The 21428-nt window shown below is 69.3% G+C and carries 20 protein-coding genes; 13 read left to right on the forward strand and 7 right to left on the reverse strand.

The annotated features are described in order from the left end of the window. Nucleotide 1 precedes the first annotated feature (1 nt). From ADE01S_RS03400 to ADE01S_RS03410, 3 genes are all read left to right on the forward strand, one after another. Nucleotides 2-265, forward strand: a complete 264-nt coding sequence (locus ADE01S_RS03400) for a PP0621 family protein (RefSeq protein WP_062680049.1) — start codon at nucleotides 2-4, stop codon at nucleotides 263-265. A gap of 97 nt (nucleotides 266-362) precedes the next feature. Then, entirely contained in the window at nucleotides 363-941 is a 579-nt protein-coding gene (gene ampD / locus ADE01S_RS03405; protein ID WP_062680050.1) for a 1,6-anhydro-N-acetylmuramyl-L-alanine amidase AmpD, read from the forward strand. 17 nt (nucleotides 942-958) lie between these two features. Next, on the forward strand, nucleotides 959-1579 hold the full coding sequence (locus ADE01S_RS03410) for a glutathione S-transferase family protein (protein ID WP_062680051.1): 621 nt from the start codon (nucleotides 959-961) through the stop codon (nucleotides 1577-1579). 18 nt (nucleotides 1580-1597) lie between these two features. On the opposite strand, the gene ADE01S_RS03415 is transcribed toward ADE01S_RS03410, so the two are convergent. After that, nucleotides 1598-2416 (reverse strand): IclR family transcriptional regulator, encoded by an 819-nt coding sequence (locus ADE01S_RS03415; RefSeq protein ID WP_062680052.1) that lies wholly within the window; start codon nucleotides 2414-2416, stop codon nucleotides 1598-1600. A gap of 307 nt (nucleotides 2417-2723) precedes the next feature. Between ADE01S_RS03415 and ADE01S_RS03420 the strand changes: the two genes are divergently transcribed. The 4 genes from ADE01S_RS03420 to ADE01S_RS03435 are packed head-to-tail and all read left to right on the forward strand — an operon-like array spanning nucleotide 2724 to nucleotide 6882. Further along, nucleotides 2724-3731 (forward strand): 2-dehydro-3-deoxygalactonokinase, encoded by a 1008-nt coding sequence (locus ADE01S_RS03420; RefSeq protein ID WP_062680124.1) that lies wholly within the window; start codon nucleotides 2724-2726, stop codon nucleotides 3729-3731. 9 nt (nucleotides 3732-3740) lie between these two features. Next, the gene (locus ADE01S_RS03425; RefSeq protein WP_062680053.1) at nucleotides 3741-4394 is read left to right on the forward strand and encodes a 2-dehydro-3-deoxy-6-phosphogalactonate aldolase; all 654 of its coding nucleotides are present in this window, start codon (nucleotides 3741-3743) and stop codon (nucleotides 4392-4394) included. Beyond that, nucleotides 4391-5539: a galactonate dehydratase gene (dgoD, locus tag ADE01S_RS03430; RefSeq protein ID WP_062680054.1), complete on the forward strand. Its 1149-nt coding sequence runs from the start codon at nucleotides 4391-4393 to the stop codon at nucleotides 5537-5539. Before ADE01S_RS03425 ends, dgoD begins: the two co-directional genes overlap by 4 nt. 32 nt (nucleotides 5540-5571) lie before the next feature. After that, nucleotides 5572-6882, forward strand: a complete 1311-nt coding sequence (locus ADE01S_RS03435) for an MFS transporter (protein ID WP_062680055.1) — start codon at nucleotides 5572-5574, stop codon at nucleotides 6880-6882. A gap of 113 nt (nucleotides 6883-6995) precedes the next feature. Here the strand turns inward: ADE01S_RS03435 and ADE01S_RS03440 are convergent, their stop codons facing one another. The 5 genes from ADE01S_RS03440 to ADE01S_RS03460 form a co-directional block, all read right to left on the reverse strand. Beyond that, nucleotides 6996-8171 carry a M20 aminoacylase family protein gene (locus ADE01S_RS03440; protein WP_075873180.1) on the reverse strand — a complete coding sequence of 392 codons (1176 nt, stop codon included), beginning with the start codon at nucleotides 8169-8171 and terminating at the stop codon, nucleotides 6996-6998. Between the two features lie 55 nt (nucleotides 8172-8226). Continuing rightward, nucleotides 8227-9558: an MFS transporter gene (locus ADE01S_RS03445; protein WP_242663349.1), complete on the reverse strand. Its 1332-nt coding sequence runs from the start codon at nucleotides 9556-9558 to the stop codon at nucleotides 8227-8229. Nucleotides 9559-9777: 219 nt separating this feature from the next. After that, on the reverse strand, nucleotides 9778-10977 hold the full coding sequence (locus ADE01S_RS03450; RefSeq protein ID WP_062680056.1) for an MFS transporter: 1200 nt from the start codon (nucleotides 10975-10977) through the stop codon (nucleotides 9778-9780). A 157-nt stretch (nucleotides 10978-11134) separates the two neighbouring features. Further along, on the reverse strand, nucleotides 11135-11908 hold the full coding sequence (locus ADE01S_RS03455; protein ID WP_062680057.1) for an IclR family transcriptional regulator: 774 nt from the start codon (nucleotides 11906-11908) through the stop codon (nucleotides 11135-11137). Beyond that, nucleotides 11898-12695 (reverse strand): IclR family transcriptional regulator, encoded by a 798-nt coding sequence (locus ADE01S_RS03460; RefSeq protein ID WP_062680058.1) that lies wholly within the window; start codon nucleotides 12693-12695, stop codon nucleotides 11898-11900. Before ADE01S_RS03460 ends, ADE01S_RS03455 begins: the two co-directional genes overlap by 11 nt. A gap of 192 nt (nucleotides 12696-12887) precedes the next feature. Here ADE01S_RS03460 and ADE01S_RS03465 point away from each other — a divergent pair, with 192 nt between their 5' ends. Genes ADE01S_RS03465 through ADE01S_RS03490 form a run of 6 tightly spaced genes read left to right on the forward strand, consistent with a single transcriptional unit; the run spans nucleotide 12888 to nucleotide 20402 of the window. Next, a complete protein-coding gene (locus ADE01S_RS03465) occupies nucleotides 12888-14054 on the forward strand; it encodes an acyl-CoA dehydrogenase family protein (protein WP_062680059.1) in 1167 nt (388 codons plus the stop codon). Nucleotides 14055-14113: 59 nt separating this feature from the next. After that, nucleotides 14114-15097: a Bug family tripartite tricarboxylate transporter substrate binding protein gene (locus tag ADE01S_RS03470; protein ID WP_062680060.1), complete on the forward strand. Its 984-nt coding sequence runs from the start codon at nucleotides 14114-14116 to the stop codon at nucleotides 15095-15097. Between the two features lie 17 nt (nucleotides 15098-15114). Continuing rightward, complete coding sequence (locus tag ADE01S_RS03475; RefSeq protein ID WP_062680061.1) at nucleotides 15115-16083, forward strand: Bug family tripartite tricarboxylate transporter substrate binding protein; 969 nt, start codon at nucleotides 15115-15117, stop codon at nucleotides 16081-16083. A 3-nt stretch (nucleotides 16084-16086) separates the two neighbouring features. Further along, nucleotides 16087-17256 carry an acyl-CoA dehydrogenase family protein gene (locus tag ADE01S_RS03480; RefSeq protein ID WP_062680062.1) on the forward strand — a complete coding sequence of 390 codons (1170 nt, stop codon included), beginning with the start codon at nucleotides 16087-16089 and terminating at the stop codon, nucleotides 17254-17256. 18 nt (nucleotides 17257-17274) lie between these two features. Next, nucleotides 17275-18270, forward strand: a complete 996-nt coding sequence (locus ADE01S_RS03485; protein ID WP_062680063.1) for an acrylyl-CoA reductase family protein — start codon at nucleotides 17275-17277, stop codon at nucleotides 18268-18270. Nucleotides 18271-18287: 17 nt separating this feature from the next. Beyond that, nucleotides 18288-20402: an acetate--CoA ligase family protein gene (locus tag ADE01S_RS03490; protein WP_062680064.1), complete on the forward strand. Its 2115-nt coding sequence runs from the start codon at nucleotides 18288-18290 to the stop codon at nucleotides 20400-20402. Nucleotides 20403-20419: 17 nt separating this feature from the next. Here the strand turns inward: ADE01S_RS03490 and ADE01S_RS03495 are convergent, their stop codons facing one another. After that, the gene (locus ADE01S_RS03495; protein WP_062680065.1) at nucleotides 20420-21397 is read right to left on the reverse strand and encodes an SMP-30/gluconolactonase/LRE family protein; all 978 of its coding nucleotides are present in this window, start codon (nucleotides 21395-21397) and stop codon (nucleotides 20420-20422) included. Nucleotides 21398-21428: the final 31 nt, after the last annotated feature.

Consider the following 21428-nt stretch of genomic DNA (forward strand, 5'->3'; position numbering starts at 1 on the left):
CGTGGGCAAGCTGCTGTTCTGGATTTTCGTAGTCATCGTGGTGCTGTTCGCGGCCCGTCTCGCCGGCCGCATGGCGGCGGCCAGGCAGGCCGGCCCGCAGGGCGGCAAGGCCTCCCGCAACCCGGCGCCGCAAGCCATGGCCCCGGAATCCATGGTGCGCTGCGCCCATTGCGGCATCCACCTGCCGCGCTCCGAGGCCCTGCTGCAGAACGGCCAGACCTGGTGCAATGCCGAGCACGCCCGGCTGGGGCCGCGCAAGCACTGAAAACGGGCCGCCGGCGCCCGGCGTCGGCCGCCTTCGACAACCCGCTCCGCTGACACGGCATAATGCATGTTGAACTCCATCGACATGCTCCCTTCCCATGGCCTTGCTTCTGGATCGTCATGGCTGGCTGGCGCCGGCCCCGGGTGTTTCGCTCCTGCCCTCCCCCAACCGCGACGCGCGGCCGGCGGGCGCGCAGGTTTCGCTGCTCGTGCTGCACAACATCAGCCTGCCTCCCGGGCAATTCGGCGGGCCTGAAGTCGCCGGGCTGTTCCTGAACACGCTGGACCACGGCTCCCATCCCTGGCTGGAACGCCTGCGCGGGCTGCGCGTGTCGGCGCATTTCTTCATCCGCCGCGACGGCCACCTCGTCCAGTTCGTCTCCACCGACGACCGCGCCTGGCACGCGGGCGTGTCGCGTTACGCGGGCCGCGAACGCTGCAATGACTTTTCCATCGGCATCGAGCTCGAAGGCACCGACACCCTGCCCTACGCCGACGAGCAATACGTGGCGCTGCGCAAGCTGATGCCCGCCTTGCGCGCGCGCCACCCCCTGGCGGCGGCGCGGGGCCACGAACACATCGCCCCGGGGCGCAAGACGGACCCCGGGCCCGCTTTCAACTGGACGCGCTTTTCGCGCGACAGCGGTTTTGCGCGGCGGCAACTGCCGCCCGCCTGATACCCAAAGGACTGGTTATGTTGAAGATCTGGGGACGCCTGACTTCCGTCAACGTTCAAAAAGTCATGCTGGCCGTGCGCGAACTGGCCCTGCCGCACACCTTCACGCAGGCCGGCGGGCCGTTCGGCGTGGTCGACACGCCCGAATTCGCCAAGCTGAACCCCAACCGCACCGTGCCCGTCATCGACGACGGCGGTTTCGTGCTGTGGGAGTCCAACGCCATCGTGCGCTACCTGGCCTCGCGCTACGGCGTGGGCTCGCTCTGGCCCGAAGACGCCTGCCTGCGCGCCGACGCCGACCGCTGGATGGACTGGCAGGCCACGGAATGGCAGGGCGCCATGGGCCCCGCCTTCCTCGGCCTAATCCGCACGCACGAAGACAAACGCGACCACGCGGCCATCGAGAACTCGGTGAAGCGTTCGAACGCGCGCGCCCTCATCCTGGACCAGGCGCTGCAAGGCCGCGAATTCATCGCCGGCCGGCACTTGACCATGGGCGACATCGCGCTGGTCTGCTCGGCGCACCGCTGGCTCGCCCTGCCCATCGAGCGCCCGGACACGCCGGCGCTGTCGGCCTGGTACCGCCGCGTCATGATGCGCCCCGCGCCGCAGGGCGTGCTGACGCTGCCGCTGGAATAAGGCGCGAGGACGCGCCGATCAGGCGCGCTCCACCTTCCACCCCAGTTCCGCGGAAATCCCTGCCGCCGCGCCCTGCACGACGGCGACCATTTCCCGCATGCGTTCCAGCGACATGTACGGCACCGTGCTGGACACGCTGATGGCGGCCACGATGCCGCTGGAGGCGTCGCGCACCGGCGCCGCCACGCAACGGATCGACGGCTCGTTGTCTTCGAGGTCGAACGCGTATCCCTGGGCCGCGTACTCGCGCATGCGGTCGCGGAAGGCTTCCCAGGTCTGGCGGCCGCCGGGCGCGCGCGAGGACACCGGCGAGCCGATGAGGTGCAGCGCCTTCCACTGCGGCTCTTCCGCATCCAGCAGCAGCGCCTTGCCCACGCCCGTGGCGGCCAGCGGCATGCGATGCCCCACCCGCGAGCGCATCTCCAGCCCCTTCTTGCCGGGAATTTTCTCCAGGTACAGCACTTCGTCGTTGTCGCGCACCGCGAGATGGATCGTGTCGCCCGTCAGTTCCGCCAGGCCGTCCAGGTAGGGGCGCGCCAGCGTCGCCATCGGAAAGGCCTCGCGCGCCTGGAAACCGAGTTCGATCAGCTTCGGCCCCAGCACATAGCCCACGCCCGGCAAGGACCGCAGGTAGCGCTCCTGCACCAGGCAGCTGGCGAGCCGGTGCGTGGTGCTGCGCGCCACGCCGATGCGGGCGCAGATCTCTTTCAGGTCGCGCGCGCCATCGGACACGGCCTGCACGACGGCCAGGCCGCGCATCAGCGTCTGCGTGCCCGCGGGCGCGGCGGCGTCGGGATCCAGGGTGGGGGAATGATCGGGTGTGAGCGTGGCGGTCATGAAAAATCGGGGCTGGCGGCAAAGCAAGGAACAAGCATAGCCGGCGCGCCCGCGCCGGCATGCGGGGAACAGGCCGGATTTCCGGGCGATACCCGGCTGCGAGGGCTTTCCGACGCGAATCCGAAGCCCATAAATTCCCTATATATGGGATTTAATTCTATATTTTGAGATTTTTCAAGCGCTGTTCTAGAATTTTTCCCATCGCCCGGCCGCGCTTCCGAATGCCGGCCGGGCCTCAGACAACAAGGCCCGCGAGGCCCCGCCGCAACGGCGGCGGCTTCGCGGACCGAGCCGAGACAGACTTTTGATGACTACCGGATCGCCCGCGCGCGCGGCGCTCATTGCGCTGGACTGGGGCACTTCCTCGCTGCGCGCCTATCGCCAGGATGCCGCCGGCCGCACCCTGGATACCCGTCACCTTCCCTGGGGCATCATGCGCCTGCCGCAGCCCTTGCAGGACGGCGCGGCCACCGTCGCGCTCTCGGGTTTCGAACTGGCGTTCGAGCAGGCCTGCGGCGACTGGCTGCGGGCCGAGCCGTCATTGCCGGTGATCGCCTGCGGCATGGTCGGCAGCGCCCAGGGCTGGCAGGAAGCCGCCTACCTCGACGTGCCCGTCGATCTCGAACGCATCGGCACGCGGCTCACCGTCGTGAAACGCGGCGGCGCGACGCCGGTGCGCATCGTGCCCGGGCTGATCCAGCGCCACGGCCTGCCCAACGTGATGCGCGGCGAAGAAACCCAGGTGTTCGGCGTGCTGTTCGACCAGGCGGACGGCGGCGCGGACAGCGTGCTGATCGGCCTGCCGGGCACCCATTCCAAGTGGGTCAGCGCGCGCCGCGGCCGCGTCACGCACTTCGATACCTTCATGACGGGCGAGGTCTACGCCGCGCTGCGCGGCCACACCATCCTGGGGCGCACCATGGCCGATGCTCCCAGCGCAGACATGGCCGCCTTCGAGCGCGGCCTGAAAGTGGCCGGCGCCCCCGCCGGCCGCGCCGGCGTGCTCTCCACCATATTCAGCACCCGCGCCCTGGGCCTCACCGGGGAGCTGGCGCCGCAATCGCAGGCCGACTACCTGTCGGGCCTGCTGATCGGCCACGAGGTCGCGGCGCTGGCCGAGATGCTGCGCCAGCAGGGCGAACTGCCCCGCATCGTGCTCTGCGGCGAACCCGCGCTGTGCCAGCGCTACATCCTGGCCTTGCGGCATTACGGCCTGGGCACGCCCGAACAAGCGCAGCACGCCACCGAGCGCGGCCTGTGGCACCTGGCCGTCAGCGCCGGCCTGGTCGCTCCTACCTCTCCGGCCCATTCCTAGGAACCGAACATGAACCATCCCGGTCTGCAAACCGCCATGGCCCACTGCGGCCTGATCGCCATTCTGCGCGGCATTACGCCCGCCGAGGCCGAACCCGTCGGCCAGGCGCTGTACGACGCTGGCTTCCGCCTGATCGAAGTGCCGCTGAATTCGCCCGATCCGCTGGACAGCATCCGCGCCATGCGCGCCGCCCTGCCCGTCGATTGCCTGATCGGCGCCGGCACGGTGCTGGATCCCGAGGACTGCGCCCGCGTGCAGCAGGCGGGCGGCGAACTGATCGTGATGCCGCACAGCGACGCCGCCGTGATCCGCGCCGCCAAGAAGCTGGGCATGGCGTCCTGCCCCGGCGTGGCCACGCCCACCGAGGCCTACGCGGCCCTGGCCGCCGGCGCCGACGTGCTGAAGATGTTCCCCGCGGAGCAACTGGGCCCCGCCGTGCTGAAAGCATGGCGCGCCGTTTTGCGCCCGCCCCTCGCGCTGGTGCCGGTGGGCGGCATCACGCCCGACAACCTTTCCTCATACGCCCAGGCGGGCGCCAGCGGCTTCGGCCTGGGCTCCGCCTTGTACAAACCCGGCCTGTCGGCCAACGAAGTCGGCCGGAACGCGCGCGCTTTCATCGCCGCCTGGCAACGCGCCTATCCCGCCCAGGAGACCCAAGCATGAAGATCACCAAGCTCACCACTTACATCGTGCCGCCCCGGTGGTGCTTCCTGAAGATCGAAACGGATGCGGGCATCGTCGGCTGGGGGGAGCCCGTGGTCGAGGGCCGCGCGCACTCGGTGGCCGCCGCCGTCGAGGAACTGTCCGACTACCTGATCGGCAAGGATCCCCGCAATATCGAAGACCACTGGACGGTGCTGTACCGCGGTGGCTTCTATCGCGGCGGCGCCATCCACATGAGCGCGCTGGCCGGCATCGACCAGGCCCTGTGGGACATCAAGGGCAAGCATCTGGGCGTGCCGGTGTCGCAGCTGCTGGGCGGCAACGTGCGGGATCGCATCCGCGTGTATTCGTGGATCGGCGGAGACCGCCCCGCCGACACGGCCGCCGCCGCCAAGAGCGCGGTGGAGCGCGGCTTCACCGCCGTGAAGATGAACGGCACCGAAGAACTGCAATACATCGATTCGTTCGACAAGGTCGAGAAGTGCCTGGAGAACGTGGCCGCGGTGCGCGAGGCCGTCGGCCCCAACGTGGGCATCGGCGTGGATTTCCACGGCCGGGTGCACAAGCCCATGGCCAAAGTGCTGATGAAGGAGCTGGACCCGTTCAAGCTCATGTTCATCGAAGAACCGGTGCTGAGCGAGCACTACGAGGCGCTGAAGGAACTGGCGCCGCTGACCTCCACGCCCATCGCGCTGGGCGAGCGCCTGTTCTCGCGCTGGGACTTCAAGCGCGTGCTGTCCGAGGGCTACGTGGACATCATCCAGCCCGACCCCTCTCATGCCGGCGGCATCACCGAAACGCGCAAGATTGCCGCCATGGCCGAAGCCTACGACGTGGCGCTGGCGCTGCATTGCCCGCTGGGCCCCATCGCGCTGGCGACCTGCCTGCAGATCGATGCCGGTTGCTACAACGCCTTCATCCAGGAACAGAGCCTGGGCATCCACTACAACGCCGCCAACGACCTGCTGGACTACGTCAGCAACCGCGAAGTCTTCGCCTACGAAGACGGCATGGTCGCGATTCCGCAGGGGCCGGGCCTGGGCATCGAAGTCAACGAAGAGTACGTCAAGGAACGCGCCGCCGTGGGCCACCGTTGGCGCAACCCCATCTGGCGCCACGCCGACGGCAGCTTCGCCGAGTGGTAAGCCGATAGATAAAGAGAAAGAGGAGACTTCCCTTGTCCACCGCCGCCCACGCCGGCCTGCAAGGCGCCCAGCGCCCCACCCGCAGCCGCTACCTCATCATGGTGATGCTGTTCATCACCGTCGTCATCAACTACCTCGACCGCAGCAACCTGTCCATCGCCGCCCCCGCCCTCAAGGACGAGTTCGGCCTGGACACGGTGCACGAAGGCCTGATCCTGTCCGCCTTCGGCTGGACCTACGCCGCCATGCAGATCCCCGGCGGCTGGCTGGTGGACCGCGTGTCCCCGCGCGTGCTGTACGCGGCCGCCCTGATCCTGTGGTCCGCGGCCACGTTCTTCATGGGCTTCGCCGGCAGCTTCGTCATCCTGTTCGTGCTGCGGCTGGCGGTGGGCGCGCTGGAAGCGCCCGCCTACCCCATCAACAACCGCGTCGTCACCACCTGGTTCCCGGAGCGCGAGCGGGCCACGGCCATCGGCTTCTACACCTCGGGCCAGTTCGTCGGCCTGGCGTTCCTGACGCCGGTGCTGGCCTGGCTGCAGCATCACTATGGCTGGCACATGGTGTTCGTCAGCACCGGCCTGCTGGGCATAGTCTGGGGCGTGCTGTGGTTCATGATCTACCGCGAGCCGCGTCAGTTCAAGGGCGCGAACGCCGCCGAGATCGAACTGATCCAGCAAGGCGGCGGCGTGGTCGACCTGGACCGCCGCGCGCGGGAAAAGAAGGCGCCGTTCAGCTGGAACGACCTGGGCCTGGTGATGAGCAAGCGCAAGCTGTGGGGCGTATACCTCGGCCAGTTCTGCCTGACTTCCACGCTGTGGTTCTTCCTGACCTGGTTCCCCACCTACCTGGTGAAGTACCGCGGCATGGACTTCATCAAGTCGGGGTTCCTGGCCTCGGTGCCCTTCCTCGCGGCCTTCATCGGCGTGCTGTGCTCGGGCGTGCTGTCCGACTTCCTGATCCGCCGGGGCGCCACCGTGGGGCTGGCGCGCAAGCTGCCCATCATCCTGGGACTGCTGATCTCGACCTCGATGATCGGCGCCAACTTCACCGATTCCACGCCCTGGGTCATTTTCTTCCTGGCCGTAGCGTTCTTCGGCAACGGGCTGGCATCCATCACCTGGTCGCTGGTGTCCACCCTGGCGCCCGTGCGCCTGCTGGGGCTGACGGGCGGCGTGTTCAACTTCGTCGGCAACCTGTCCTCGATCTGCACGCCTATCGTGATCGGCTTCCTGGTGACGAAGGACAGCTTCGCCCCGGCGATCGTCTACGTGTCGTCGCTGGCCCTGCTGGGCGCCCTGTCGTACATCCTGCTGGTGGGCAAGGTGGAGCGGATCGAAGCTTGACGCCGCCGCCGTCTTTTCCGTGGTCCTGGGCGCCCCTTGCGGGCGCTCTTTCTTTTCCCCGCGGGGAACGGCTGCCAGGCGCCTGCCTGCCAACCGCGCCGGGCCGGGCCCGCTTAGCGCAAAAGCGTCTGCGCCAGATGCACCCAGAAACTGCCACCCACCAGGATCAGGTCGTCGTTGAAATCGTAGCCCGCGTTATGCAGCGCGGCTCCTTCGCCCGCCCCGATGTTGATGTAGCACCCCGGCACCCGCTGCGCCATGAACGCGAAATCGTCGGCCGCCATGATCGGCGGATGATCCGCGACGCTGTCCTCCCCGAAGTGCCGCAGCGCGACCTCGCGGGCCTCCCGCGCGGGCTCCTCGGCGTTCACCAGCACGGGATAATGGGCACCGGCTTCCTTTATCTGCGCGCTTGCCCCGAAGCAGGCGGCCTGTGACTGCACGATATCCCGGATGCGGGACAGGATCAGGCTGCGCTGCGCCTCGTCGTAGGTCCTGACCGACAGCTTCATTTCGAGTTCGCCCGGGATCACATTGAACGCCCCTTCCGCGTGGATGCTGGTCACGCTGACAACGGCGCAATCGTAGGGGCTGAGGTTGCGCGAGACGATCGTCTGCAGCGCCTGGATGATCGATGCCGAAACGACGATGGGGTCGCGCGTGAAATGTGGCGACGCGGCGTGTCCGCCCCTGCCGCTGACAACCACGATAAAGCTGTCGACCGAGGCCATGATCGCGCCGGTGCCGATCGCCATCTGCCCGAATTTCAAGGTCGGCGTCGGATAGTTGTGCAAGGCATAGACCGAATCGCAGGGCGCTTGATCGAACAGGCCGTCGTTCAGCATGGCCAGCGCGCCCGCGCCCCCTTCCTCGGCGGGTTGGAAGATCACGTTCAACGTGCCGGAGAATGCCCGGTCCGCCGCCAGTTGCTTGGCCGCGGCCAGCAGCATCGCGGTGTGCCCATCGTGGCCGCAAGCGTGCATGACGCCTTCGTGCACGCTGGAATAGGACCGGCCGCTGGCTTCACCGATGGGCAGCGCATCCATGTCCGCCCGCAGGCCGATGGATCGCTTGCCAGTTCCTGCCCGCAGCGTTCCCACGACGCCCGTGCCGCCCACTCGCCGCCGAACCCGGTAGCCCCAGCGCTCCAGGCAATCCGCGACGATCGCGCCGGTGCGGCGCTCCTGGTAGCCCAGTTCCGGATGCTGGTGGATATCGTGGCGAATGCGCTTCATTTCATCGAATGAATCGAGCAATCCGGTAACGATGCTTCGATGCGGATTTTTCATGATCCCGGCTCCCTGTCCTGGAAAGTAACGGTTGTTCCCGCAAACCTCTTTCTGGTCATTGGCCATGGCGTTCCTTGAACATGCACGTCGCGGCAAGACTGACGGCCAGCATGCCGATCACGTACCACGCGGGCGCCATCGGATTGCCTGTGGTCTTCAACAGCCACGTGACTACGACTTGCGCCGAACCGCCGAATATCGTCACGCCGAACGAATAGATCATCGACATCCCCGTCGCCCGCACGGCGCGCGGCAGCGCCTCCACGATCAACATGGTGCTGGTCAGCATGTTGATGCCCAGCGCCACGATGAGCAGCATGCGGAAAGCGACCGCGAGCCAGAGATAGTCAGGCAGCTCCAGCATTCGGAATGTCGGATAAGCCATCGCCATGCCCACCAGGATCGAGACGATCATGGCTTTCTTGCTGTTCCTGAACCGGTCCACGTACCTTCCGGTGAAATAGACCGCTATCACCTGCACGATGGAGGCAAGGCAACTGAACAGATAGGCCGTGGGCGCCGCGATGCGGTGGGTCTGCATCATGTACGTTGGCATGTAGAACAACACGATGTACACCATCACGGTGCCGGACATGATCATCAGGATACCCAGCACCAGATCGCGGGTGTGGCCGGACAGCACCGCCCAGACCGGGGTTTCCTTCGGGGCGGCGTCCGGATCCACGGTGTAGGTCTCTTCGATATGCCGCCGGATGTAGACGCCGACCGGGACGATCAGCAGCCCCAGGACGAAAGGCACGCGCCAGCCCCAGGAATAGAGCGCCTCCTCGGACAGAATCGAAGTCAGCAACAATCCCAGCGAAGCGCCCAGCAAAGCGGCAATCCCCTGGCTGATCGACTGCCAACTGACGAAGAATGCACGCTGATTGGCGCCGGCGGATTCCAGCAGCAGCGTCGTTGCGGCACCGACTTCCCCACCGGCCGCGAACCCCTGCAATAGGCGTCCCGCAACGATCAGGCCAGGGGCCAGGACACCGATCTGCGCATGCGTGGGAGCGAATGCGATCAGGGCGGTGCCCGCGCCCATCAACATGATGGTCGCCAACATGGCGGCCTTTCTTCCCTTGCGGTCCGCATAGGCGCCCAGCACCATGCTGCCCAGCGGCCGCATGATGAACCCGACGCCGAACACGGCCACCGCCATCAGCAGCGAGCCGTAGGCCGACTCGCTGGGAAAGTACAGTCTTCCGATCACCCCGGCGAAAAAGCTGTACACCGTGAAATCGAAAATCTCCAGCCCGTTGCCCAGGCTGGCGCCCAGTATCACACGCCGATTGCCGGCCTTCCGGGCCGGGGTTGCCTCGAAGCCGTTGATTGCCGTTGCCGCCGTTCTTTCCACGGTTTTCCCTTCATTCCGGTTGATCACGCAACACACTTCCGGAGGAGAGCCGCCCTGAGGCGGCTATAGACGGCGGTGCTGTGCGCCGCCTCTCCATCATCTTGTATATACAAGAATAGACATTGGAGAAACGGCTACAACCTGGGGAAACCCTGGCCCACGTGGTGTGGGCAAAAAATCTCGGACTGACTTACATAACCCGCCTGGCGGCATAGGCGAGCGGGGACCGGCGCCGCGCCGGCCCGATCAGCAACCCTGCGCCGCCAGCTTGCCGCGGCGCGCATTGCCGGCGCGTTGCAGCAGCACCAGCGCCAGGCCGGCCACGGCGATGATGGCGCCGGCGATCGGCACGGCGGCATAGCCCAGGCCGGCGGAGATCACCGCGCCGCCCGCGGCCGCGCCCACCGCGTTGCCCAGGTTGAAAGCGCCGACGTTCACGGACGAGGCCAGACCGGGCGCGTCCTTGGCGGCGCGCATCACGCCCATCTGCAGCGGGGGCACCACCGCGAAAGTCGCCACGCCGAAGATCAGCAGGGACACCGCCGCGCCGACTTGCGTGGAAGCCAGCCACGGAAAGGCCAGCAGATCGGCGATGACCAGCACCAGGAAGGCGATCAGCGTGCCGTCCAGCGAGCGGTCGGCCATGCGGCCGCCCAGCCCGTTGCCCAGCGTGAAGCCGAGGCCGATCAGCACCAGCATGCCGGTAATGAAGGCGGGCGAGGCGCCCGTGATGGCGGCCAGGGTCGGGGCGATGTAGGTGTAGAGCGTGAACATGGCGCCCGCGCCCAGCACCGTCGTGGCCAGGGCCATCAGCACGACCGGGCTCTTCAGCACGGCCAGCTCGTGGCGCACGTTGGGACGACGCCCGGCCTCGCCCGCCGGCAGCGCTCGCCACAGGGCCAGCATGGCGATCAGGCCCAACACGGCGGTCGCCACGAACGACATGCGCCAGCCGATGGCCTGCCCCAGCCACGTGGCCGCCGGCACCCCCCCCACGTTGGCGATGGTCAGGCCCATGAACATCGTGGCCACGGCGCTCGCCTGCTTGTGGCGCGGCACCACGCTGGCCGCGACCAGCGATCCCAGGCCGAAGAACGCCCCGTGGTTCAGGCTGGTGACCAGGCGCGCCAGCAGCAGCGTCGTGTAGTTGGGCGCCAGCGCCGACAGCAGGTTGCCGATGGTGAAGATGGCCATCAGCAGGATCAGCGCCTTGCGCTTGGACCAGCGCGAGAAGGCCAGCGTCATCAAGGGCGCGCCGGCCATCACGCCGATCGCGTAGGCGCTGATCAGCATCCCCGCGCTGGGAATGGACACGTCCACGCCCTCGGCGATGACGGGCAGCAGGCCCATGGGGGAAAACTCGGTCACGCCGATGCCGAACGCGCCGACGGCCAGCGCCAGCAGCGGCAGGCCGGCCTTTACCGGTTGAGTGTCTTGGGGGTTCATGCGGGAGTTCCTCGGTTATAGCGCCGACCGGGAATTCAGGCGCACCGGGAAGGTCGTTGGCGCGCCGGCGTGGGCCGATCGAATGACAGGCGGCCAGTATGCCGGGTCCATCCTTGCAGAAATAGGGGTAAACCAGCGAAACACTTTTGACCTGGAGTCACGAATACCCCAGGAGGCGTTCCGTTTCCCGCGCCAGCGCGACCAGCCGCGGCCCGATGTCCGCCGCCCGTTCGCGGTAGGGGCCGTCGCTGGCGGGCACGCCGCAGTTGAAGACGTAGAGCAGGGACTGATGGGGCCGGCTCAGCGGCGCGGCGAAACCGTAGGCGTCGGGGCGCCATTGCTGGTTGTTGCCGCAATAGCCCTTGCGCTCCAGATCGCGGCGGGCCCCCGCCAGGGTGGGGAAATGCGCTTCGTAGTGCGCGGCATCGGCGATGCGCAGCTGGTTCAGCACCGCCGCCCGCTCCTCGTCCGGGGCCCGCGCCAGCCACGCCTTGCCCGCGGCGCTGGACAGCAGGGGCAGCGAGGCGCCGATATCCGGCCGGGTCTGCAAGGCCTCGTTCGACCTCGCCGTTTCCACGTACACCATCTGCAGGCGGTCGCGCACCACCAGCGATACCGCGCCGCGCGCGTGATCGGCCAGCTGCTTCATGAGCGGGCGCGCCAGCTGGCGGATCTGCATGCTCGCCAGCAGGGGGTAGCTCAGCGCCAGCACCGAAGCGCCCAGCCGGTAGCGGGCCGGCTCGCCCTCGCGTTGCAGGAAGCCCAGCTCGACCAGGGTATGGGTCAGGCGCGCGACGGCGCTACGCGACAGGCCGGTCTGCTGCGCGAAATCCTTGTTGGCCAGCACCGGGCGGTCCGCCCGGAAGCAGGCCAGGATATCGATGCCGCGCGCCAGCGTGGTGGTGAACTCTCGGTCCCGTTCATGCCCCATGTTCGCGCTCCAGCATTTTCTCGACCCGCGCGACCAGGGTCACCAGGCGCGGGGCGATGCGGCCGCGCAGGTCGCCCGGGCGCAGCCGCGCCACCGGCACGCCGCAGTTGAACACCAGGGCCTGGCCGTCGACCCGCGCCCGCAAGGGCACGGCGACGGCGTGCACGTCCGAATGCCAATCGCCCTGCCCCACGCAATACCCGGACTCGGCGAGGTCGCGCCGCGCCTGTTCCCAGTCCGGCGCGTAGCGGCGCCAGGCGGCCGGGTCCTGGCGCCGCAGCGCCTCCAGCACGGGTTCCGCCTCGCCGCCGACGCCCTGCGCCAGCCAGGCGCGGCCCATGGCGGACGGCAGCAAGGGCAGCAAGGCCCCGATGTCCGGGCGGAAGGACACGGCATCGTGCCCGCGGCAGGTTTCCAGGTAGACCATGTTCAGCCCGTGATGCATCCCCAGCGACGCGGATCCGCCCGCCACGTCGGCCAACCGCTTCATCAGGGGCCGCGCCATCTGGCGGACCTTGATGCTGGCCAGCAGCGGATAGCTCAACGACAGCACCGCGGGGCCCAGGCGGTAGCGCCGCAGGCCGGCGTCGTAGCGCAGCAGGCCGCGCTGCATCAGCGTGGTGGTCAGGCGCGAGATGGTGGCCTTGGACAGCCCGGTCCGGTCGGCCAGCTCGCGGTTGCTGAGCGCCGGCTCGCCATGGCGGAACGCCTGCAGCACCGACAGCCCGTGCGCCAGCGTGGTGGCGAAAGCGGGGTCGGCGTGGCGCTCGCCCGGGCTGGCTGTCATGGTCGCGGTCCTGGAAGCGGGGCCGCCCGGAAGCGCGGCCCGTCACGTCGATGATAGAGCAGTCGCGGACACATCGCGTTCAAGATAGCGAAACACTTGTCTCATATCCGCCGGCCTTTTGCTAGCCTGGATTCACTACGGCGCCGCAGCGGACAGGAAAGGCTCGGCGCCTCGACGACACGGAGACTAGCCATGATCAGGGACCCCGACGGTTTCCCCCAATTCCTCGAATCGCTGCGCCGCTACGTGCGCGAGCGGCTGGCGCCGCGCGAAGCCGAGGTCGCCCGCCTGGACGAGGTGCCGCAGGACCTGGTCGCCGACATGGCCGCGCAGGGGCTGTTCGGCTATTCGATCCCGGAACAGTACGGCGGCGCGGGCATGACCACCGAGGAACTGGTCCTGGCCGCGATGGAACTGTCGCAATGCTCGGTGGCGTTCCGCGCCCGCGTGGGCACCAATACCGGCATCGGCTCCGAGGCGCTGGTGGCCGACGGCACCGACGAGCAGAAGGCGCGCTACCTGCCGCGCCTGGCCTCCGGCGAACTGACCGGCTGCTTCGCGCTGACCGAGCCGCAGGCCGGCTCCGACGCCACCGCGCTGCTGACGACCGCGGCGCGCGACGGCGCCGACTACGTGCTGAACGGCGAAAAGTGCTTCATCACCAACGCGCCGCTGGCGGGCCTCTTCACCGTCATGGCGCGCACCGATCCCGATGCCCCGGGCGCCAAGGGCATCACCGCCTTCATCGTGGAACGCGGCACGCCGGGCCTGTCCACCGGACAGCCCTACGACAAGATGGGCCAGGCGGGTTCGCCCGTGTCCGCCGTGCATTTCCAGGATTGCCGCGTGCCGGCCGCCAACATCATCGGCGGCCAGGAAGGCATGGGCTTCAAGACCGCCATGAAAGTCCTGAACAAGCAGCGCATCCACCTGGCCGCGCTCTGCATCGGGCCCGCCATCCGGATGCTGGACGACACCCTGCGCTTCGTGGCCGAGCGCCAGCAGTTCGGCAAGCCGCTGATGGATTTCCAGCTGATCCAGGCCATGCTGGCCGACTGCCAGACCGAGATCCAGGCGGCGCGCGCGCTGGTGCTGCAAACGGCCCGCGAACGCGACGAAGGCCGCGACGTGACGCTCAACGCCTCCATCTGCAAGTACTTCTCTTCGGAGATGTGCGGCCGCGTGGCCGACCGCTGCGTGCAGATGCATGGCGGCTACGGCTATATCGCCGACCACGGCATCGAGCGTTTCTACCGCGACGTGCGCCTGTTCCGCCTTTACGAAGGCACCAGCCAGATCCATCAGTTGACCATCGCCCGCCACACCCTGACCCAGGCGGGTTACACACCGGGCCGCTGAGGCCCACGGGAACCGCAGCCGCAAGAAGCCGGCGGCCCGACCAACCAAAGGAGACTCCCATGCTGCACAAGCACCTGCCGAAGTGGATCGCGGCCATGGCCGCCGCATTCATCTGCGCGGCGCTGCCGCCCCAGGCCGCGGCCGCCTATCCCGACAAGCCCGTGAGGCTGATCATTCCGTTCGCGCCCGGCGGCTCCACGGACATCCTGGGACGCCTGCTGGCCGAAGCGCTGCATCCCATCCTGGGCCAGCCCGTCATCGTGGAAAACAAGCCCGGCGCCGGCGGCAACATCGGCGGGGACTTCGTCGCGCGCGCCGCGCCCGACGGCTATACGCTGCTGCTGGCGGCGGCCGGCCCCACCGTGATCAACCCCAGCCTGTACGCCAACATGCCGTTCAACCCCGCCAAGGACCTGGCGCCCATCAGCTGCCTGGAGCGCGAGCACAACCTGATGGTGGTGACCCAGTCCATGCCGGTGAAGACGCTGCAGGAATTCCTGCAGTACGCGCGCAGCCATCCGGGCAAGCTGTCGTTCGGCTCCCCGGGCAACGGCTCGCCCGCGCAACTGGCGGGAGAACTGCTCAAGCAACAGGCCGGCCTGCAGGCCGAGCACGTGCCCTACAAAGGCACCGGCCCCGCCATCACCGACCTGGTGGCCGGCCACATCGATTTCATGATCGACAACATGCCGGCGCTGCTGCCCCAGGTGAAGGCGGGCAGCCTGCGCGCGCTGGCCGTGCCCAGCGACCAGCGCGCCACGGCCGCGCCCGACATCCCCACCTTCGACGAGGCCGGCCAGAAGGGTTTCGTGGTGATGGCCTGGAAGGGCCTGATGGCGCCCGCGGGCACCGACCCGGCGGTGATCGAGCGGCTGCACGCCGCCGTCGTCAAGGCGCTGCAAGACCCGACGCTGCGCGCGCGCTTCCAGGAACTGGGCGCCGAACCGCTGGGCAGCACGCCGGCCGAGTTCGCCCGACAGATCGCGGATGAAACCGCCTGGTGGGCCAAGCTGGTGCAGTCCACCGGCACCCGCATCCAGTAGGCCGCGGGGAGACCGCCATGCATGCCATCACCCGCAGCCTGCGCGCCCTGTGCGCGCTCGCCCTCGCCGCCACCGCAGGCGCGGCCGCCGCCGCGTATCCCGACAAGCCCGTCCGCCTCATCGTTCCCTACGCCGCCGGCGGCGGCACCGACACCGCGGCCCGCATGATCGCCCGCAAACTGGCGCCGCTGCTCGGCCAGGCCGTCGTGGTGGAGAACAAGCCCGGCGGCGCCACGCAGATCGGCACCGCCTATGTGGCGGCCGCCGCGCCCGACGGCTACACCTTGCTGATGGGCACCGCCAACCTGGCGACCAACAGCGTGCTGTACGCCAAACTGCCCTATGACGTCGGCCGCGACCTGACGCCGGTCGTGTGGGCCACGGACGTGCCGGTCTACCTGCTGCTGCCGGCCGCCAGCCCCTGGCGCAGCCTGGACGACCTGAAGCGCGCGGCCGCGCAGCAACAGGGCCTGACCTACGCCACCGCCGGAACCGGCAGCATCCCGCACCTGGCGGGCGAGCAGTTTTCGCACCAGACCGGCATCGCGCTGCGCCACATCCCGTACAAGGGCAGCAGCGAAGCCGCCACCGCGCTGGTCGGCGGCCAGGTCCAGATGAGCTTCGACAACCTGCCGCCGGTGTATGCGCAGGTCAAGGCCGGCCGCCTCAGGCCGGTCGCCATCGCCGCGCAAACGCGCAATCCCGACCTGCCCGACGTGCCTACCCTGGCCGAGCTGGGCGTGCCGCTGGCGGCGTCGTCCTGGTGGGGCGTGATGGCGCCGGCCGGCACGCCAAAGGACGTGATCGCCCAGCTGAACCGCCACATCAACGCGGTGCTGGCCGACACCGAGGTGCGCAGCTATTTCGCCGGCCTGGGCATGGCGCCCACGGGCGGCACACCCGAGGCTTTCGGCCGGCACATCGCCGACGAAACCGCCCGCTGGCGCGCCGTGGTGAAACAGGCCGGCGTGAAGATCGAGGAATAGCCCATGCATCCCAAGCAAGAACACCATGACGACGACCGCGTGCAGGACCTGTGCGAACGCGTGCGCCGCTTCGTGGACGAGGTCGCGATCCCGGCCGAGTCTCCCGCCATCGCCCGCGACGTCGCCGCGCTGGACCGCAGCGTGGCCCGCCTGCGCGTACAGGCCCGCGACGCCGGCCTGTACGCGCCGCAACTGCCCGAGCAATGGGGCGGCCTGGGGCTGGACTGGCGCGGCCTGGCCCGCGTCCTGGAAGAAGCGGGCCGCGGGTTCCTCGGCCCGGCCGCGCTGAATTGCGCCGCGCCCGACCAGCCCAATATGCTGACCCTGCTTCGCCTGGGCAGCCCTGCCCAGCAGGCGCGCTACCTGGCGCCGCTCGTGCGCGGCGAGCAGCGCGCCTGCTTCGCGATGACCGAGCCCGCGCCCGGCGCCGGTTCCGACCCGTCCATGCTGCGCACGCGCGCAGCGCGCCGCGGCAAGCGATGGGTGCTCGACGGGCACAAACAATTCATCAGCGGCGGCGTGGGCGCGGATTTCGCGCTGGTGCTGGCGCGAGCGGAAGAAGGCGTCACCTTGTTCCTGGTGCCGGCGGATACGCCGGGCTACCGCGTCGTGCGCGACATCGGCATGGTAACGGGCTACCAGATCGGCGGCCACGCCGAGATCCTGCTCGACGGCTGCGAAGTCGGCGAAGACGCGGTGCTCGGCGAGCCCGGCCGCGGCCTGGAGTACGCGCAGCTGCGGCTGGAACCCGCGCGGCTGTCCCATTGCATGCGCTACATCGGCCGCGCCCGGCGCGCGCTCGAAACGGCGCAAGCCTATGTGGCGCGGCGCGACTCCTTCGGCGCCCGCCTGGCCGACCTGCAACAGATCCAGGCCATGGTGGCCGACTCCCATATCGACCTGCACGCCAGCCGGCTCATGACGCTGGACTGCGCCGGCCGCATGGATGCAGGCTTGTCCGTGAAGCAGCACAGCGCCATGGCCAAGGTCTTCGTATCGGAAGCCGTGAACCGCGTGGCGGACCGCGCGGTGCAGATGATGGGCGCATCGGGCCTGTCCGACGACACGCCCGTGGCCATGGTCTGGCAGGAAATGCGCCCTTTCCGCATCTACGACGGCGCCAACGAACTGCATCGCGCCACGCTGGCGCGCCGCTTGCTGGCCCAGCCCTAGGCTACCCAGGAGATCACGATGGAACACCCGACTTTCCAGGCCTACCGCCTGCATGCCGGCGCGGCGGGCGCGCCCCCGCAAGGCCGTTTCGACACCCTGCGCGTGGACGATCTGTCCGCCGGCGACACGCTCATCAAGGTGGCCTACGCCGGCCTCAACTACAAAGACGCGCTGGCCCAGGCCGGCCGCGGCGGCATCGTCCGCGAGTATCCGCGCATCGGCGGCATCGATCTCTCGGGCACCGTGCTGCATTCCGCCGACCCGGCGCTGACACCGGGCCAGGAAGTCGTCGTGCACGGCTACGGCATCGGCGTGGATTGCGACGGCGGCTATGCCGAATACGCGCGCGTCCGCCACGACTGGGTGCTGCCGCTACCCGCCGGCATCGGCCTGCGCGACGCGGCGGTGCTGGGCGCGGCCGGCTACACCGCCGCGCTCTCGCTGCACTGGATGGAACACTGCGGCCTGAGGCCAGACCAAGGCGAGGTGCTCGTCACCGGCGCGACCGGCGGCGTCGCCGGCATCGCCATCGACATCCTGAGCCAGCGGGGCTATCGCGTGTGCGCCATGTCCGGCAAGCCGGAGGCGGAAGGCTATCTGCGTTCGCTGGGCGCGCACGACGTGATCGCGCCGCCCGACCTGTCGGCCGGCATCAAACCCCTGCTGAGCGCGCGCTGGGCCGGCGTGATCGATTCGGTCGGCGGCGAGCTGCTGGCCCACGCGCTGGCCAGCCTGCGCCCCGACGGCGTGGCCGCCGCCTTCGGCAACGCCGGCGGCGCGGAACTGCCGACCTCGGTCATCCCCTTCATCCTGCGCGGCGTCAAGCTGCTGGGCATCAACGCCAACAGCCCGATGCCGCTGCGCCGCCAGGTCTGGAACAAGCTGGCCGCCGAGTACCGCCCGGCCCGCCTGGATCGCATCGCCCGCGTCATCGCCCCCAGCGATCTGCCACAGGCGCTGGCCGCCATGCTCGAACGCGGCAGCATCGGCCGCGCCGTGGCGCGCTTCTCCTGAACCTCCTTGCCCGCATCATGACTCAGCTTCCCGACTCCTCCCTGTCCCGCCTCTTCGACCCGCGCGGCATCGCCATCGTGGGCGCCTCCGCCACGCCCGGCAAGATCGGCGCCATGCCCGTCACGCTGCTGCGCCAGCACGGCTACGAGGGCCGCATCGTTCCCGTCAACCCGCGCGCCGACGCCATCCAGGGCCTGCCCGCCGTTCCCGGCCTGGACGCCCTGGACGGAGACGTCGACCTCGCCATCCTGGCCGTGCCCGCGGCCCAGGCCGCGCAGGCGCTGGAACGCGCCCGGCCCGGCGGAATCGGCGCCGCCGTAGTCTTCACTTCCGGTTTCTCCGAAACCGGGCCGGCCGGCGCCGCGCAGCAGGAACGGCTTTGCGCCGTCGCCCGCGAACGCGGCATCCGGCTGCTGGGCCCCAACTGCCTGGGCTTCATGAACGTGCGGCGCAAGGTCTACGCCACCTTCTCGCCCGCCCCCGCCAACGGCATCGTGCCGCCCGGGGGCATCGGCATGGTGTCGCAGAGCGGCGCGTTCGGCGCCTACGCGTACAGCATGGCGCGCGAGCGCGGTCTGGGCCTGTCGCACTGGATCAGCACCGGCAACGAAGCCGACATCGACGTCGCGGACTGCATCGAATGGCTGGCCCACGACGCCGACACGCGCGTCATCATGACCTACATGGAAGGCTGCCGCGACGGCGCCAGGCTGCGCCGCGCGCTGGCCGCGGCGCGGGCGGCCGGCAAGCCCGTGGTCGTCACCAAGATCGGCCGCACCCAGGCCGGCGCGCAGGCCGCCGCCTCGCACACCGCCGCGCTGGCGGGGGACGACGCGGTCTACGACGCGCTGTTCCGCCAGTACGGCGCGCTGCGCGCGCGCACGATCGAAGAGTTCTTCAACCTGGGCTATGCGCTGGACACCTGGAAACGCCCGCCCGCCGGCAGGCGGCTGGGCATCTTCACCATTTCCGGCGGGGTGGGCGCGCTGATGGCCGACGAGGCCCAGGACGCCGGGCTGGCCCTGCCCGAACCCGCCGGCGCCGCGCAGGCCCGCCTGCTGGAACGCGTGCCCTTCGCCAGCGCCCGCAACCCCGTGGACGTTACCGGCCAGGCCGTCTCGGAACCGGGCCTGCTGCTGGCCACCGCCGACGACATCCTGGCCGACGGCCGCTACGATGCGCTGGCCGTGTTCCTGGCTGCGGCCGGTTCGTCCGAAGCGTTGTGGCCCACCTTCGAAGCCTTCGCCCGCGACATGCAGGCGCGCCACCCCGGCGTGCCGCTGGCCATCAGCGCCCTGTTCCCGCCCGCGCGCCGCCGCGAACTGGAACGCCTGGGCTGCCTGGTATTCCCCGATCCCAGCGCCGCCATCCGCACGATAGGCGCGGTGGCCGGCCTGGCGGACGAGGCCGGCTCGGCCTCCTGTGCGGACATGCCCGCTCCCGCCGGAAACGCGCCGCTGCTGCCCACCTACAACGAGGTCCAGGCCATGGAGCTGCTGCGCCAGGCCGGGCTTCCCGCCACGCCCTGCACGCTGGCCGTCGACGAGGATGCCGCGGTGCGCGCCGCGGCCGCGCTGGGCGGCGCGGTGGCCATGAAAGTGGTGTCTCCGGACATCGTGCACAAGAGCGACGTGGGCGGCGTCAAACTCAATATTGTGGGCGAGGAGGCGCTGCGGGCCGCGTATGCCGGCATCATGGGCTCGGTGCGGCGCCACTGCCCCGAGGCCCAAATCGATGGAGTGCTGGTCGCGCCCATGGCCCCTAAAGGCGTGGAATGCATCGCTGGCGTGCACTGCGACCCCGTGTTCGGGCCGGTGGTGATGTTCGGGCTGGGCGGCGTCTTCGTCGAAGTGCTCAAGGACGTGAGCTTCCGCCTGGCGCCCTTCGGCCGCGACGTCGCCCTGGAAATGATCCGCGAGATCAAGGGCCACGCGCTGCTGCAAGGCGCGCGCGGCGCGCCCCCTTGCGACATCGGCGCCCTGGCCGACGCGCTGGCGGCCCTGTCGCGCTTCGCCCATGCGCGGCGCGCGGACTTCAGTTCGGTGGAGATCAATCCCCTGCTGGCCCTGCCCGAGGGCCAGGGCGCGCTGGCGCTCGACGCGGTGGTGCTGCGCGCCGACGCGGCGGCCTGAGGGCCGCGCCGGCCGGCTCAGTCCAGCACCGTCCTGCCCACGTTCCAATGCAGGGGCTTCGCCCCTGCCACCGGCGCCTGCCACACCGAAATGCCCGTATTGAACAGGCTGCCCAGGTAGGCCGTGCGCAGGTCCGGTCCGCCGAACGCAATGCTGGAGAGATTGCGCAGGCCGTAGCGCTTGCCCGTGCTGATTTCCTCGAAGCCGAACGCGTTGGCGGCGAACGCCCGTTCCGCGGCATCGATGGCGGTCTCTTCGCAGTCTTCGAGATGCACGGCGCAGCGGCCGTGCCGGTCCACTTGCAGCACGCGGTTGCTGACCACGCTGGTCAGCCAGATGCCGCCTTCCTCGTCGAACTCCAGCCCGTCCGGCCAGGTGCCGCGCCCGAACTCGCACACGAGCTCGCGCCGGCCCAGGCTGGGGCCGGGCCGGATCTCGAAGCGCGACAGGCGGCGGGCAATGGTTTCGTTCACGTAGAGCCAGCGCCCCGTGGGATCCACGCGCAACTCGTTGCTGAAGCCCAGCCCGCGCGCCACGATCTCGATCCGGCTCGCGCCCGCGCGCAGCACGCCGATCATGGCATCGGCGTTCTCCGAATGGAACGCCCGGCTGCGCGGCTCCAGCTGCGTGCACAGCGACAGCCAGACGTTGCCGTGCTCGTCGGGAAACAGGAAGTTCAGCGGCGAGCGCGGCAGGCCTTGCGCTTCGGTCAGGAAGGGTTCCAGCCGGCCCGGCGCCACCAGCTTCCAGGCGCCGCCGCGCGGACCGACGTTGGCGATCAGGAAGGTGCCGTCATCCAGCAAGGCGATGCCATTGGCCACGAACTCGTCCGCGGGCCACTCCACGGCCGGCTGATCGACCGGATCCCGGTCGGCGCGCACCACGCCGCGCAGGCGGTCGCAGGCATACAGCCGCCCGTCGGCAAGCGCGATGACCGATTCGGGACGGTTCAGGTGATTGCCGATGAGCGGCAGGGGTTGCTGCAGGACTGTCATGGCTGGGCGGGCTCCTGTGGACGTGGGCGGG

Origin of the sequence: Achromobacter denitrificans NBRC 15125 (assembly GCF_001571365.1) — a bacterium.
Lineage (GTDB): Bacteria > Pseudomonadota > Gammaproteobacteria > Burkholderiales > Burkholderiaceae_B > Achromobacter > Achromobacter denitrificans.

What these genes read in the sequence shown, in the direction of transcription:
- dgoD (WP_062680054.1), top strand. Translation starts at nt 4,391, where the DNA reads ATGAAGATCACCAAGCTCACCACTTACATCGTGCCGCCCCGGTGGTGC.
- ADE01S_RS03460 (WP_062680058.1), bottom strand. Translation starts at nt 12,695, where the DNA reads ATGACAGCCAGCCCGGGCGAGCGCCACGCCGACCCCGCTTTCGCCACC.
- ADE01S_RS03455 (WP_062680057.1), bottom strand. Translation starts at nt 11,908, where the DNA reads ATGGGGCATGAACGGGACCGAGAGTTCACCACCACGCTGGCGCGCGGC.
- ADE01S_RS03450 (WP_062680056.1), bottom strand. Translation starts at nt 10,977, where the DNA reads ATGAACCCCCAAGACACTCAACCGGTAAAGGCCGGCCTGCCGCTGCTG.
- ADE01S_RS03470 (WP_062680060.1), top strand. Translation starts at nt 14,114, where the DNA reads ATGCTGCACAAGCACCTGCCGAAGTGGATCGCGGCCATGGCCGCCGCA.
- ampD (WP_062680050.1), top strand. Translation starts at nt 363, where the DNA reads ATGGCCTTGCTTCTGGATCGTCATGGCTGGCTGGCGCCGGCCCCGGGT.
- ADE01S_RS03465 (WP_062680059.1), top strand. Translation starts at nt 12,888, where the DNA reads ATGATCAGGGACCCCGACGGTTTCCCCCAATTCCTCGAATCGCTGCGC.
- ADE01S_RS03490 (WP_062680064.1), top strand. Translation starts at nt 18,288, where the DNA reads ATGACTCAGCTTCCCGACTCCTCCCTGTCCCGCCTCTTCGACCCGCGC.
- ADE01S_RS03440 (WP_075873180.1), bottom strand. Translation starts at nt 8,171, where the DNA reads ATGAAAAATCCGCATCGAAGCATCGTTACCGGATTGCTCGATTCATTC.
- ADE01S_RS03425 (WP_062680053.1), top strand. Translation starts at nt 3,741, where the DNA reads ATGAACCATCCCGGTCTGCAAACCGCCATGGCCCACTGCGGCCTGATC.
- ADE01S_RS03485 (WP_062680063.1), top strand. Translation starts at nt 17,275, where the DNA reads ATGGAACACCCGACTTTCCAGGCCTACCGCCTGCATGCCGGCGCGGCG.
- ADE01S_RS03475 (WP_062680061.1), top strand. Translation starts at nt 15,115, where the DNA reads ATGCATGCCATCACCCGCAGCCTGCGCGCCCTGTGCGCGCTCGCCCTC.
- ADE01S_RS03415 (WP_062680052.1), bottom strand. Translation starts at nt 2,416, where the DNA reads ATGACCGCCACGCTCACACCCGATCATTCCCCCACCCTGGATCCCGAC.
- ADE01S_RS03480 (WP_062680062.1), top strand. Translation starts at nt 16,087, where the DNA reads ATGCATCCCAAGCAAGAACACCATGACGACGACCGCGTGCAGGACCTG.
- ADE01S_RS03495 (WP_062680065.1), bottom strand. Translation starts at nt 21,397, where the DNA reads ATGACAGTCCTGCAGCAACCCCTGCCGCTCATCGGCAATCACCTGAAC.
- ADE01S_RS03420 (WP_062680124.1), top strand. Translation starts at nt 2,724, where the DNA reads ATGACTACCGGATCGCCCGCGCGCGCGGCGCTCATTGCGCTGGACTGG.
- ADE01S_RS03410 (WP_062680051.1), top strand. Translation starts at nt 959, where the DNA reads ATGTTGAAGATCTGGGGACGCCTGACTTCCGTCAACGTTCAAAAAGTC.